This window comes from Mycobacterium sp. DL440 (assembly GCF_011745145.1).
Taxonomy (GTDB): domain Bacteria; phylum Actinomycetota; class Actinomycetes; order Mycobacteriales; family Mycobacteriaceae; genus Mycobacterium.
Genome location: NZ_CP050191.1, coordinates 996,126 through 1,008,838 on the forward strand (window position 1 = coordinate 996,126; position 12,713 = coordinate 1,008,838).

14 protein-coding genes are annotated in these 12,713 nt (G+C 66.9%); 10 read left to right on the top strand and 4 right to left on the bottom strand.

What is annotated here, in order from left to right:
• Positions 1 to 3: 3 nt before the first annotated feature.
• Positions 4 to 717: a VIT family protein gene (locus HBE63_RS04955; protein ID WP_166903760.1), complete on the bottom strand. Its 714-nt coding sequence runs from the start codon at positions 715 to 717 to the stop codon at positions 4 to 6.
• 134 nt (positions 718 to 851) lie between these two features.
• Positions 852 to 1,241 carry a hypothetical protein gene (locus HBE63_RS04960; RefSeq protein WP_166903761.1) on the bottom strand — a complete coding sequence of 130 codons (390 nt, stop codon included), beginning with the start codon at positions 1,239 to 1,241 and terminating at the stop codon, positions 852 to 854.
• 75 nt (positions 1,242 to 1,316) lie between these two features.
• On the opposite strand from HBE63_RS04960, the gene HBE63_RS04965 reads away from it, so the two are divergent.
• Together HBE63_RS04965 and nudC are read left to right on the top strand one after the other, a co-directional pair.
• Positions 1,317 to 2,411: a TrkA family potassium uptake protein gene (locus tag HBE63_RS04965; RefSeq protein ID WP_166903762.1), complete on the top strand. Its 1,095-nt coding sequence runs from the start codon at positions 1,317 to 1,319 to the stop codon at positions 2,409 to 2,411.
• Entirely contained in the window at positions 2,408 to 3,391 is a 984-nt protein-coding gene (gene nudC / locus HBE63_RS04970; protein ID WP_166903763.1) for an NAD(+) diphosphatase, read from the top strand. The genes HBE63_RS04965 and nudC overlap by 4 nt, the downstream gene beginning before the upstream one ends.
• A 21-nt stretch (positions 3,392 to 3,412) precedes the next feature.
• Here the strand turns inward: nudC and HBE63_RS04975 are convergent, their stop codons facing one another.
• Positions 3,413 to 3,658, bottom strand: a complete 246-nt coding sequence (locus HBE63_RS04975) for a mycoredoxin (RefSeq protein ID WP_166903764.1) — start codon at positions 3,656 to 3,658, stop codon at positions 3,413 to 3,415.
• A 95-nt stretch (positions 3,659 to 3,753) separates the two neighbouring features.
• Between HBE63_RS04975 and HBE63_RS04980 the strand changes: the two genes are divergently transcribed.
• The 5 genes from HBE63_RS04980 (at position 3,754) to HBE63_RS05000 (ending at position 8,403) form a co-directional block, all read left to right on the top strand.
• A complete protein-coding gene (locus HBE63_RS04980) occupies positions 3,754 to 4,896 on the top strand; it encodes an acyl-CoA dehydrogenase family protein (RefSeq protein ID WP_166909396.1) in 1,143 nt (380 codons plus the stop codon).
• A 23-nt stretch (positions 4,897 to 4,919) separates the two neighbouring features.
• Positions 4,920 to 5,906, top strand: coding sequence for an acyl-CoA dehydrogenase family protein (locus HBE63_RS04985; RefSeq protein WP_166909398.1), 987 nt, complete (start codon positions 4,920 to 4,922; stop codon positions 5,904 to 5,906).
• 98 nt (positions 5,907 to 6,004) lie between these two features.
• Positions 6,005 to 6,532: a helix-turn-helix domain-containing protein gene (locus HBE63_RS04990; protein ID WP_166903765.1), complete on the top strand. Its 528-nt coding sequence runs from the start codon at positions 6,005 to 6,007 to the stop codon at positions 6,530 to 6,532.
• A 155-nt stretch (positions 6,533 to 6,687) separates the two neighbouring features.
• Positions 6,688 to 7,473: an aldolase gene (locus HBE63_RS04995; RefSeq protein WP_166903766.1), complete on the top strand. Its 786-nt coding sequence runs from the start codon at positions 6,688 to 6,690 to the stop codon at positions 7,471 to 7,473.
• A gap of 45 nt (positions 7,474 to 7,518) precedes the next feature.
• Positions 7,519 to 8,403, top strand: coding sequence for a dihydrodipicolinate synthase family protein (locus HBE63_RS05000; protein WP_166903767.1), 885 nt, complete (start codon positions 7,519 to 7,521; stop codon positions 8,401 to 8,403).
• A gap of 6 nt (positions 8,404 to 8,409) precedes the next feature.
• Here HBE63_RS05000 and HBE63_RS05005 read toward each other — a convergent pair whose 3' ends face one another.
• Positions 8,410 to 8,886: an Rrf2 family transcriptional regulator gene (locus HBE63_RS05005; RefSeq protein ID WP_166903768.1), complete on the bottom strand. Its 477-nt coding sequence runs from the start codon at positions 8,884 to 8,886 to the stop codon at positions 8,410 to 8,412.
• A gap of 73 nt (positions 8,887 to 8,959) precedes the next feature.
• Here HBE63_RS05005 and HBE63_RS05010 point away from each other — a divergent pair, with 73 nt between their 5' ends.
• The 3 genes from HBE63_RS05010 (at position 8,960) to HBE63_RS05025 (ending at position 12,689) form a co-directional block, all read left to right on the top strand.
• The gene (locus HBE63_RS05010) at positions 8,960 to 9,715 is read left to right on the top strand and encodes an SDR family oxidoreductase (protein WP_166903769.1); all 756 of its coding nucleotides are present in this window, start codon (positions 8,960 to 8,962) and stop codon (positions 9,713 to 9,715) included.
• 54 nt (positions 9,716 to 9,769) lie between these two features.
• Entirely contained in the window at positions 9,770 to 11,896 is a 2,127-nt protein-coding gene (locus tag HBE63_RS05015) for an ATP-dependent DNA helicase UvrD2 (RefSeq protein ID WP_166903770.1), read from the top strand.
• 481 nt (positions 11,897 to 12,377) lie between these two features.
• Positions 12,378 to 12,689, top strand: a complete 312-nt coding sequence (locus tag HBE63_RS05025; protein WP_166903772.1) for a WhiB family transcriptional regulator — start codon at positions 12,378 to 12,380, stop codon at positions 12,687 to 12,689.
• Positions 12,690 to 12,713 lie beyond the last annotated feature (24 nt).

The following is a 12,713-nucleotide window of genomic DNA, read 5'->3' on the forward strand; positions in this document are numbered from 1 at the left end:
AGGTCAGGTGATGGTGGTCCCCACCAGAAGACCGATCAGATAGGTGATCGCCAGGGCCAGGCCGCCGCCGATCACGTTGCGCAGCACCGCACGTCCCTTCGGTGCCCCACCCAGCCCGGCCGATACCGCCCCGGTGAGCATCAGCGCCAGCAGCACCGCCACCACGGTCACCGGGATGCGCCATGTCGTCGGCGGGATCAGGATCGCGATCAACGGCAGCAGCGCACCGATGGTGAACGACAGCGCCGAGGACGCCGCTGCCTGCCACGGATTGGTCAGATCCTTGGGGTCGATGCCCAATTCGACTTCGGCGTGCGCAGCGAAGGCGTCGTGGTCGGTGAGCTCGTCGGCCACGGTCCGCGCGGTCGCGGTCGACAAGCCCCTGGCCTCGTAGAGCGCGGCCAGCTCGTCCAGTTCGGCGGCAGGGTCGTCGTGCAATTCGAGACGTTCCTTGCTCAGCAGTGCGCGTTCGGTGTCGCGTTGCGTGCTCACCGAGACGTATTCGCCCAGTGCCATCGAGACTGCTCCGGCGGCCAGGCCGGCGATGCCTGCGGTCAGGATCGGCGCCTGCTCCACCGTCGCGGCGGCCACGCCCACCACGATGCCGGCGGTGGAGACGATTCCGTCGTTGGCGCCCAAAACCCCGGCACGAAGAGAGTTCAACTTCGACGACAGCGAACCCACATGCGGCTCGGACGGATGGCTTGGATTCGTCACAGTCCGACGATATCGGCGAAAATCACGCGCCACCAGCAACGATAGCCTTGCCAAACCAGGTCCTCTGTGGGCCCCGGGGGCCTGCTGGTCTACGAAACAGGGTGCTGCCCAGGTGTTCTGGTCAGTCGGTGAGGTTAGGAGTTGCGGTACACCCGCAGCGCCGCGGTGATCATCGGGATCTGCAGCGGCAGCCGGGCGATCGCGACGATCCGCATCGGCCAGGGCTTGTCCCACCACAACCGGACCATGTTCACGTTTCCTGGGAACACCGCGATGAACAGGGTCACGGCGGCCAGCGCGCCCAGGCGCCGGGTGCGGGGCACGGCCAGCAGGGCACCGGTGGCCAGCTCACCGACGCCTGAGGCGTAGGTGTAGAAGCGGGCGCTGCCGGGCAGCTCGGCCGGGATGATGGAGTCGAAGGGCTTGGGTGCGACGAAGTGCAGCGTGCCCATGCCCATGAGCAGGGCAGCCATGCGTTGGGCGGCGGGTGCGGAGGAGATCCGCTGAGGGTCGGGTGCGGTCATGGTTACATTGTGGCGTGCGTCTGATCGGAACGATCCCGGCACGTCCCGGGTTGCTTTGCTCGATGATGGGGTCGCGTGGCTAAAGGCAGGCTGCGGCGCCGCCTCGCCGCGATCGACTCGAACCTGACTTCGCGCCCAGACGCCGCCCTCGTCGACGTGCTGCGCATCCCCGAGCCGTTCATCAGTCCGGCCCGCAAGATCTTCATGCGGGTGTTGTACGCGTTCGGGGCACTGTTCGCCGCGGTGCTGATCGTCTACGCGGACCGTTACGGCTACCGGGACAACGACAGCGCCCCGGATGCGAACAATCCGCTGTCGTTCCTGGACTGTCTGTACTACGCGACGGTGTCGTTGTCGACGACTGGATACGGCGACATCACGCCGTACACGGAATCGGCGCGTCTGGTCAACGTCATCGTCATTACCCCGCTGCGGGTGGCCTTCCTGATCGTTCTCATCGGTACCACCGTGGAAACCCTGACCACCCAATCCCGGCAGGCGCTGAAGATTCAGCGATGGAGGAACAAAGTGCGTAACCACACCGTCGTCGTCGGATACGGCACCAAGGGCCGGACGGCGGTCGCCGCGATGGTCGGCGACGAGGTCTCGCCGGCCGACATCGTCGTCGTCGACGAGAGCGCGGCCGCGCTGGAGCGCGCCAAGGGCGCCGGGCTGGTGACCGTGCACGGTGACGCCACCAATTCCGCGGTCCTACGGTTGGCGGGTGCCCAGCACGCCAAGTCGATCATCGTCGCGGCCGACAACGACGCCAGTGCGGTGCTGGTGACGTTGACGGCCCGCGAGCTTGCGCCGAAGGCCAAGATCATCGCGGCGGTGCGGGAATCGGACAACCTCCACCTGCTCAAGCAGTCCGGTGCGGACTCCACGGTGGTGTCTTCCGAGACTGCCGGCCGGCTGCTCGGGATCGCGACGCAGACCCCCAGCGTGGTGGAGATGATGGAGGATCTGCTGACTCCTGACGAGGGATTCGCCATCGCCGAACGTGAGGTCACTCCGAAGGAGGAGGGCGGCTCCCCGCGCCATCTGCACGACATCGTGCTGGGCGTGGTGCGTGAGGGTCGGTTGGTGCGGGTCGACGCGCCCGAGGTGGATGCGCTGGAGGCCGGCGACCGGCTGCTCTACATCCGCAGCGCGGACGCCGAGCGATGACACACGGCGGGCAGCAGCGCAGCGACCGGGGGAGTGCGCAGCGTCTCACCTTCGGGCTGCGCAATGTTCCCCTGCTCTCGCGGGTCGGCGCCGATCGTGCCGATGCGCTGCGTACCGATATCGATGCAGCGACCGAGGGCTGGAAGGACGCGCTGCTGCTGCGGCTCGACCGACGTAACCAGGTGCTGATCTCCGGCGGCCAGGTGGTGCTCGGCAAAGCCTCGAGCCTGGGTACCGACAAGCCGCCGGAGCAGGCGGTGTTCCTCGGGCGGCTCGTCGATGGGCGGCACGTCTGGGGTGTGCGCAGTGCGTTGGAGGTGCCCGAGGATCCGGATGCACCTGCCGAGGTGCTCGATCTACGCCGGGCCGGCGAGGCCTTCGACGACGCCAGCGCCCAGTTGGTGTCGACTGCCACCGCGTTGCTGAACTGGCATGACCGAGCCAGGTTCAGTGCAGCGAACGGTGCGGCGACCAAGTCGGCGAAAGCCGGCTGGTCGCGGGTGGACCCGGTCAGCGGTCATGAGGAATTCCCGCGGATCGATCCGGCGGTGATCTGTCTGGTCCACGACGGCCATGACCGCGCGGTGCTGGCCCGCCAGACGGCGTGGCCCGAGCGATTGTTCTCGATTCTGGCCGGATTCGTCGAGGCCGGCGAATCCTTCGAGACGTGTGTGGTGCGTGAGATCGCCGAGGAGGTCGGCCTCACAGTGACCGATGTGCAGTATCTGGGTAGTCAGCCGTGGCCGTTCCCGCGGTCGCTGATGGTCGGCTTCCATGCCATCGGCGATCCGGAGCAGCCGTTCTCGTTCAACGACGGCGAGATCGTCGAGGCCGACTGGTTCACCCGAGCCGAGATCCGCGAGGCGCTGGATCAGGGTGACTGGAGTGCCGCCGACGGCGATTCACAGTCGAGGCTGCTGCTGCCCGGGTCGATCTCGATTGCCCGCGAGATCATCGAATCCTGGGCGGCCCTGGACTGAGGGCACCTGCCTGCGGATAGTTCAGCTGAGCTTGGCCTTGACCTGCTTGATGGTCGGGTTGGTCAGCGTCGATCCGTCGGCGAACTTCAGGGTCGGTACCACGTGGTTACCGCCGTTGACCGAGCCGACGAATTCCGCTGCGGTGGGATCCTGCTCGATGTCGACCTCAGTCCACGCGATGCCCTCGGATTTCAGAGCCATCTTGAGCCGCGAGCAGTAGCCGCACCAGGTGGTGGTGTACATGGTCACAGTCGGTGTAGCAGTCATAGTGCACATAACGTAGCGGAACGGCCGCCGCATGCCCGCGGTGACGCAGGTCTCCGGCTTGCAGCGGTAAGTTGCTAATCCGCAGTGGGACGGAGCTGAGCATGACCCGATTGGTGCCGCTGGTGGCCGGCGACCCGCATGTGCTCGACGAGTTGCGGTTGCAGGTGCGCCGGTTCGTCGCCGAGCAGCAGCAGACCGGCAAGGTCGGCCGGTACGCCGACAGTTGGCTGACCGGTTGGGACGAGGACTTCAGCCGGGCGCTGGCTGCCCGCGGTTGGCTGGGCATGACGGTGCCGGTCTCCTACGGCGGGCACGGGCGCAGCCATCAGGAGCGTTTCGTGGTCACCGAGGAACTGCTGGCCGCCGGGGCCCCGGTGGGGGCGCACTGGATCGCCGACCGCCAGATCGTTCCCTCGTTGCTCAAGTACGGCACCGAGGAGCAGCGACGAAAGTTCTTGCCCGCCATAGCCAAAGGAGAATGTTACTTCGGAATCGGTATGAGCGAGCCCGATTCCGGATCGGATCTGGCCAGCGTGCGCACCAAGGCTGTGCAGGTTGACGGCGGGTGGGCGATCACCGGCGCCAAGGTGTGGACGTCAGGGGCGCATCTGGCCCACGCGTTCATCTGTCTGGCTCGTAGCGCTCCGGTAGATCCCGCACACCGCCATGACGGCCTGAGCCAGTTCATCGTCGACCTGCACTCGCCCGGCGTCGATATCCGGCCCATCATCTCGATGAACGGAAAACACCATTTCAACGAGGTGATCCTGGATGAGGTGTTCGTGCCCGATGCCATGGTGTTCGGCACCATCGGCAACGGCTGGCAGCAGGTGACCTCGGAGCTGAGCTTCGAACGCAGTGGGCCCGAGCGCTTCCTGTCGACGTTCCCGCTGCTGGCCGACATGGCCACGCACATGTCTGACGGATCTCTGCCCCGCCACACCGATCTGGGCCGGTACCTGGCCCGCGTCACCGGGCTGCACCAGATGTCGATGGCGGTCGCCGGTGCGCTGGAGCGTCACGAACCGGCGGACACCGCGGCGGCCGTGGTCAAGGTGCTCGGAACGTCCGCCGAAGGTGACATCGCCGATTTCGCCGACGTTCTCGGCGAGGTCGATGACGAGGGCTACTGCGCGATGCTGGCCGATGCCGTGGTGCAGCGCCCCGGGTTCACCCTGCGCGGCGGCACCAACGAGGTTCTGCGTGGGGTCATTGCGCGGGGATTGGGGATGAGGTGAGCGTCGACGCCGAACTGGTCGAGATGATGTCGGCGGTGTTCGCCGCGCATCGCGAACGGCACGAGCCCGGTGAGGGCATCGCCGAATTATGGGGCCGGCTGGGCGAACTCGGACTGGTTCGGCTGACCGGTTCCGAGGAGTCCGGTGGAAGTGGCGCAGGCTGGGCCGAGGCCGTCGAGCTTCTACGCGCCGCCGCCTGGCACGGGGTGAGGGTCCCGCTGGCCGAGCACGATCTGCTGGCCTGCTGGCTGTTGGAAACGGCCGGTCTGGTTGCCGACGATTCCCGTCGCACGGCCTGCCTGCTCGACGACGACGGTGCTGCCCGGGGCGTGCCGTGGGCAGCGGACTCCGAGCGGGTGGTGCTGCTCTGGCGCGACGGCACCGGCTACCGCGTGGCCGATGTGGACGGCGCGTCGCTGTCGGTCACTGCGGGGCACAACAATGCGGGGGAGCCTCGCGATGACGTCAGCGCGAATCTCGCGGATCTGACCGGAACCGCGGTGCCCGACAATGTGATCGGTCAGTTCACGCTACGGGCCGCGCTGGTGCGGGCCGTCCAGGTGTGCGCGGTGCTCGACAGGATCCTGGCGATGTCGGTGTCCCACACCTGCGAACGCACCCAGTTCGGCCGGCCGCTGGCCAAGTTCCAGGCGGTTCAGAATCTCGTGGCCGACATCGCCGCCGAGTCGGCGCTGGCTCGCGCGGCCACCGATGGTGCGCTGGCCGAGGCGCTGAGGTCGGACTGGTCCTCGGTACATCTGGATTTCCTTGTCGCCGTGGCCCGTTCGTGTGTCGGTCACGCCACTTCGGTCGTGGTGCGCAACGCTCATCAGGTGCACGGTGCGATCGGTACCACCCGCGAGCACCGCCTGCACGAGTTCACCATGCCCGCGTTGTCCTGGCGTTCGGACTACGGGTCGGTTGCGCACTGGGACCAGGTTCTCACCGACTATGCCACCACTGCCGGCACGCACGGGTTGTGGGCGTTGGTCACTGGTGCGGGCGGGTAGCTCTACCGATCTGTCGCGTTGTCGACCATAGGACACAGAATGTCCTATGGGAGAATGTGTCGAATAGTGTTCGGTGTTGCTGGACGGCAGGAGGTGGCATGAGCGCTCTGCTGCGCGCCGTGCGTCAGGAGCGGGGGTTGACGCTCGAGGAGCTTGCCGAGGCGACCGGGTTGACCAAGAGTTACCTGTCGAAGATCGAACGACAGCGTTCGACTCCCTCGATCGCGGTGGCGCTGAAGGTTGCGCGTGCGCTTGATGTAGATGTGGCGCAGCTGTTTTCGGAGGATCCGGCAGTGACCACGCTGGCGATTGACCGGGCAGGCGATCCCGCCACCGGCCGCTATCAGGCGGTGGCGTCGGCCATGCTCGGAAAGTCGATGTCGCCGTTCATCGTCAGGCCTACCCAAAAGTTCGCCGAACATCCCCATCCTGAGCATGCCGGGCAGGAGTTGGTGTTCGTCCATGCGGGCACTGTGGAACTGCGTTACCAGGATGAGTCGGTCATCTTGGAAACCGGTGACTGCGCCTATTTCGACGCCTCATCGCCCCATCAGCTGCGCCAGCGGGGAACCGCCCCCAGCGAGGTTCTTGTGGTCAGTCACGCCGATTACACCCGAAACCGCTGACGGCAGACCTCTGCAGCGTTTCCGGCAGCGGATGCCTGCCCGCGTCTGAGCGCGCAGCCCAAGTGGCCGTCGCACCATTGACGATAGGACACCGTGTGTCCTATCGTTCGAGATGTGTCTCCAATGCGGGCTTCCAATCGGAAAGGTGGGCTGAGATGACGACCACGCTGGGTGATTCGAAACAGGTTTTGATGCAGCGTGCCCTCGATGGGTTGTCAACCCATGTCGAGGACTCCACACTGACGACGCAGCAGAAGCTGGCATTGACATGCCGAGCGCTGTTCGACGCAGGCCATGACTCAGGGCTCGCAGGTCAGATCACCGCACGGGCCGAGAAGCCGGGCACGTACTACACCCAGCGGCTGGGATTGGGCTTCGACGAGATCACCGAGGACAATTTGCTGCTCGTCGACGAGGACCTCAATGTTCTCAAGGGTGAGGGAATGGCAAACCCCGCCAATCGTTTCCACACCTGGATCTACCGCGCCCGGCCCGATGTGCAGTGCATCGTGCACACGCACCCGTTCCACGTCGCCGCGCTCTCGATGCTGGAAGTTCCGCTGCAGGTGTCGCAGATGGATATCGCACCGCTGTACGACGACTGTGCATTTCTGGCCGACTGGCCCGGAGTCCCGGTGGGCAATGAAGAGGGCGAGATCATCAGCGCCGCGCTGGGGGACAAGAAGGCCATCCTGTTGGCCCACCACGGCCATGTGATCGCCGGAGCCAGCATCGAGGAGTCGTGCTCGCTGGCGATGCTGATCGAGCGCGGCGCCAAACTGCAACTGGCCGCCATGGCAGCGGGCACCATCGCCGACCTTCCTCCACGACTGGCCCGCGAGGCCCACGACTGGACGTTGCGACCCAAACGCAGCCAGGCCAACTTCGCCTACTACGCGCGCCGGGCGCTCCGCAACCACCCGGACGCGCTGACCAGCTGACCAGCTCGCACCGATCCAATACGAACCGCAGAAGGACGCCAAATCATGACTGCCAACACTGGAATCCACGGCATTCTCGCCTATCCCGTCACGCCGTTCACCGAGGACCACCGCATCGATACCGACAAGCTCGCCGCCCTCGTCGACCGGTTGGTGACGGGCGGTGCGCACGGGATCGTCCCGCTGGGCAGCACGGGTGAGTCGGCCTATCTCACCGAAGCCGAGTTCGATGCCGTCATCGACACCACGATCGGTGTGGTCGGCCGCCGGGTGCCGGTCATCATCGGCGCGTCAGATCTCACTACTGCCAATACCGTTCGTCGGGCGCAGTATGCCGAGCGGGCCGGCGCGGACGCGGTGATGGTGCTGCCGATCTCCTACTGGAAACTGTCCGAGCGGGAGATCGCGCAGCACTATGCCGCAATCGGGGCGGCCATCGGAATTCCCATCATGGTGTACAACAACCCGGCGACCAGTGGCATCGATATGCGGCCAGAACTGCTGGTGCAGATGTTCAAGGACATCGACAACGTGACGATGGTCAAGGAATCCACCGGCGACCTGTCGCGGATGCTCCGCATCGCGGAGCTGAGCGACGGGCAGTTGCCCTTCTACAACGGCAACAACCCGTTGGCGCTCAAGGCCTTCAATGCAGGAGCGAAGGGGTGGTGTACTGCCGCGCCGAACCTCCGTCCGCAGCCGTGCCTGGATCTCTATGAGGCGGTCCGGGCGGGCGACCGGGCAAGGGCCGAATCGTTGTACGAGGATCTGCGGCCACTGTTGGAGTTCATCGTGGCCGGCGGTCTGCCCACCACGATCAAGGGTGGACTCGAGCTGCTGGGCCAGGGCGTCGGAGTGCCGCGGCTGCCGTTGCTCCCGCTCGATGAGGGTGGGCGCGAAGAGCTGAGCCGGCTCCTCGCGGTGTCCTGACCCCGGTTATGAGCGTCCTTTGCCCAACAGCTTTCGGGTGCGCGCAGGCGCCGTGGCGGGGATGTCGGCGAGGATGTCGGCGAGTGTGACGCCGTCGAGGCTGGTCCGCCAGGCCTGGTGGGCATCGGCCATTTTCACCGCCAGGATGCACTCATGGCGGCACCAGCTCGTCGGGAGGGCGCCGCGGCCCTGCTGGCGGATCTCGCGGCATTCGTAGGGCGCGGACGCACCGTCGACGGCCTCGACGATCTGCAGCAGCGTGATGGCAGCGGGTGCCCGGCCGAGCCGAAAGCCGCCGCGCGGACCGGTCGTCGCAACCAGCACACCCGCGCGGGTGAGCGCCTGCAGCTGCTTGGCCAGATAGGCGGCGGGCAGATCGAAATACTCCGCGAGATCGGCAGCCGAGGCGGTGGCCCCGGGCTCGAGCTGCGCCAGCGACGTCGCGCAATGTAGCGCCCACTCGGTGGCCACGGGAAGTTTCACGGCCCGTAGTCTATTACAGATATTACGGACCTATATAGTCCGAGATACCTATTGGCCAGGACGGGAGACCATCATGCGAATTGCAGTGGCAGGCGCGACGGGAAACATCGGGGCGCGCGTGGTCGCCGCTCTGCAGGGCGCTGGACACGAGGTGGTGGCGATCAGCCGCTCGAACGGGGTGGACCTGTCCACTGGCGACGGGCTCGACGCCGCCCTGGCCGGGGTGCGGGCGGTGGTCGACGTGATCAGCACCCCACCCCTTGACCGTGAAGGCACCGTCGACTACCTGGGCAGCGCCACCGGCAATCTGCTCGCCGCCGAAGCCCGCGCCGGGGTGACGCATCATGTGCTGCTGTCCATCGTCGGGATCCACGGCATCGACGGCAATCCGCACTACGCCGGAAAGCGCGAGCAGGAGAAGCTGATCGAAGCCGGGCCGGTGCCCTGGACGATCGTGCCGGCCACTCAGTTCCACGATTTCGCCGAGATGGTGGTGAGCTGGACCGAACAGGAGGGCCCTGATGGTGTCAGTGCGCCGATCGCGCCGCTGCTGGTGCAGCCCATCGATCCGGACGACGTGGCCGCCGTGCTGGCCGAGGTGGTCGTGGGCGATCCGCAGGGCCGCCATGTCGATGTGGCCGGGCCGCAGACGCAGGATCTGGTCGACATGGCCCGCCGGACCCTGGCGCTGCGCGGCCGCGAGGTGACGTTGGTGCCGACGTGGGCGTCGGTCTTCGATGTGCAGATGGCCGGCAACGCGCTGTTGCCCGGCGAGGGCGCGCGCATCGCGCCCACCACCTTCGAGCAGTGGCTGAGCCGGCAGCGGTAGGCCGGGGCCACGCCGGGCCCGGGACTGTCACCGGTCTCTGACACCATGGACCGCATGCCGTTGGAGGCTCCCTCGCCCGCTCTGGGCGATCTCGATGATGAGCAGCGGGAGGCAGTGCTGGCCGCCCGCGGCCCCGTATGCGTGCTGGCCGGTGCCGGTACGGGCAAGACCCGCACCATCACCCGCCGGATCGCGCACCTGGTGGCCGGCGGTCACGTCGCGCCCAGTCAGGTGCTCGCGGTGACGTTCACCGCGCGAGCCGCGGGCGAGATGCGGGGCCGGTTGCGGGCATTGGGTCAGGAGTCGGGGGTGAACACCGCGGCAGTGCAGGCGGTGACGTTCCACGCCGCGGCGCGCCGCCAGCTTCAGTACTTCTGGCCGCGCCTGGTCGGCGATACCGGGTGGGAGCTGCTCGACAGCAAGTTCTCCGTGGTCGCTCAGGCCGCCAACCGGGCCGGAATGCAGACCAGCACCGACGACGTTCGCGACCTGGCCGGCGAAATCGAGTGGGCCAAGGCATCTTTGATCACCCCCGAGGCCTACAGCACCGCGGTCGCGAAGGTCGGGCGTGACATCCCGTTCGACGCGGCCAAGGTCGCGGCCGTCTATTCGGGTTACGAGGCGCTCAAGGCTCGCCGCGACGGCTCGGCGCTGTTGGATTTCGACGACCTGCTGCTGCACACCGCCGCGGCCATCGAGAACGACGCGGCGGTCGCCCAGGAATTCCGCGACCGCTACCGCTGCTTCGTCGTCGACGAGTACCAGGACGTCACGCCCCTGCAACAGCGGGTGCTCGACGCCTGGCTGGGGGAGCGCGACGACCTCACCGTGGTCGGTGACGCCAACCAGACGATCTATTCGTTCACCGGGGCCACTCCGCGTTTCCTGCTGGACTTCTCCCGGCGCTTCCCTGACGCCGCGGTGGTCCGGCTGGAACGCGACTACCGCTCGACGCCGCAGGTGGTGTCGTTGGCCAACCGGGTGATCGCCGCTGCGCGTGGCCGGATGGCAGGCAGCAAGCTGCATCTGGTGGGGCAGCGCGATCCTGGTCCCGAGCCGACGTTCTCCGAGTATCCCGACGAGGTCGCCGAGGCCAACGCCGTCGCCCGGTCCATCAAGAAGCTGATCGAAAACGGCACGGAGCCGGCCGAAATCGCGGTGCTGTACCGGATCAACGCGCAGTCCGAAGTCTACGAGGAGGCGCTCACGGAGGCCGGCGTCGCGTTCCAGGTCCGGGGTGGCGAGGGTTTCTTCAGCCGCCAGGAGATCCGCCAGGCGCTGGTGGCGATGCAACGCTTCGCCGAGCGGGACATTCCGGAGGACAACCTGGCGGCCCTGGTGCGTGAGCTGCTGGAGCCGCTGGGGCTGACGGCCGAGCCGCCGGCCGGCACCAAGGCACGGGAACGCTGGGACGCGTTGACGGCCCTGGCCGAACTGGTGGACGAAGAGGTCGCGGTGCGCCCGGAACTGGATCTGCGGGCACTGGTCGCCGAGCTGCGTCAGCGGGCCGACTCCCGGCATCCACCGGTGGTGCAGGGTGTGACGTTGGCGTCACTACATGCGGCCAAGGGCCTGGAGTGGGATGCGGTGTTCCTGGTGGGCCTGGCCGACAACACCTTGCCGATCTCCCATGCGCTCGCGCACGGGCCCGACAGTGAGCCGGTGGAGGAGGAGCGTCGGCTGCTCTATGTCGGTGTCACCCGCGCACGGGTGCACCTGGGGCTGAGTTGGGCGTTGGCCCGCACCCCTGGTGGGCGGCAGGGCCGACGGCCGTCGCGGTTCCTCAACGGCATCGCGCCGCAGCTACAGAATTCCGCCGGCTCAGCCCCGGACCGGTCGCGTCGTCCGCGCGGTCCGGCGCCGCGCTGCCGGGTGTGCAATGCCCCGCTGTCGACGCCGCCGGCGATCATGTTGCGCCGCTGTGAAACCTGTCCGTCGGACTTGGACGAGGAGCTGCTCACCGAGCTCAAGGAGTGGCGGCTGCGTGTTTCCAAGGAGATGAAAGTGCCGGCGTACGTGGTGTTCACCGACAACACCCTGATCGCCATCGCCGAGTCACTGCCGACCGACGATGCCGCGCTGGTGGCCCTCCCCGGGATCGGTGCGCGCAAGCTGGAGCAGTACGGCCCGGATGTCCTCGAGTTGGTCGTCGAACGGGTGAAAGCCCGCCAAGATTCGTAAAGATCGCGCCAAAACCGCAGGTAGAAAATAGGTTGTGCGATTTGGCTGTTAGGCTTTAGCCTCGTAACACAGCTCTGGTAACGAGACGGAAGGAGGGCGCCCGCAATGGATAGCAACATCAATTTCAGTGGTGTAGCGGCTGCAGGCATGCCGTCGTCCGTTCTCGCCGTCGCCGTTTCCCTGGTTTCCCCGGAGGGACGCCGGCATGCCGCGCCCGCTGCCCCCGCCTCCGCCGCATGGCTGGCCGCCGCCGCTGCTATTGCACCGCAGCACAAGCGCCGTCCGGCCGCCGCGATTGGCGCGTCCGTGGATCGGAGCCCCTTCTAGGAAGCTCCCATCACCAGCCAAATGGCCACGGACCCGCAGTCAACCGGATCCGTGGCCAATTTTTTTGGGTTCTCCACCCCCAGAAACCTGGTCGCAGATCCATCCAAGAGACAGATCGCCGACAACTACGACCAGGAAGTAGGGGGATAAGTACATGTCCATTGCGATGACCGCTCCGGAGGTGAGCGTCGCGCCGATGACATGCGAGCAGCGGCTACCGGCGGTGCCATGCCACATCGGGAATCCCGATCTGTGGTTCGCCGAGAGCCCAGTCGATCTGGAGCAGGCCAAGGCGCTGTGCGCGGATTGCCCGATCCGCAACGCGTGCCTGACGGCTGCGCTGGAACGGCAGGAGCCGTGGGGTGTCTGGGGCGGTGAGATCCTCGACCGCGGAACCATCGTGGCCCGCAAGCGGCCGCGTGGCCGTCCACGGAAGAACGCCGCGGGGAACCCGGCCGCCGCGTGAGTGCGGCGGTCGGGTTGCCGCACC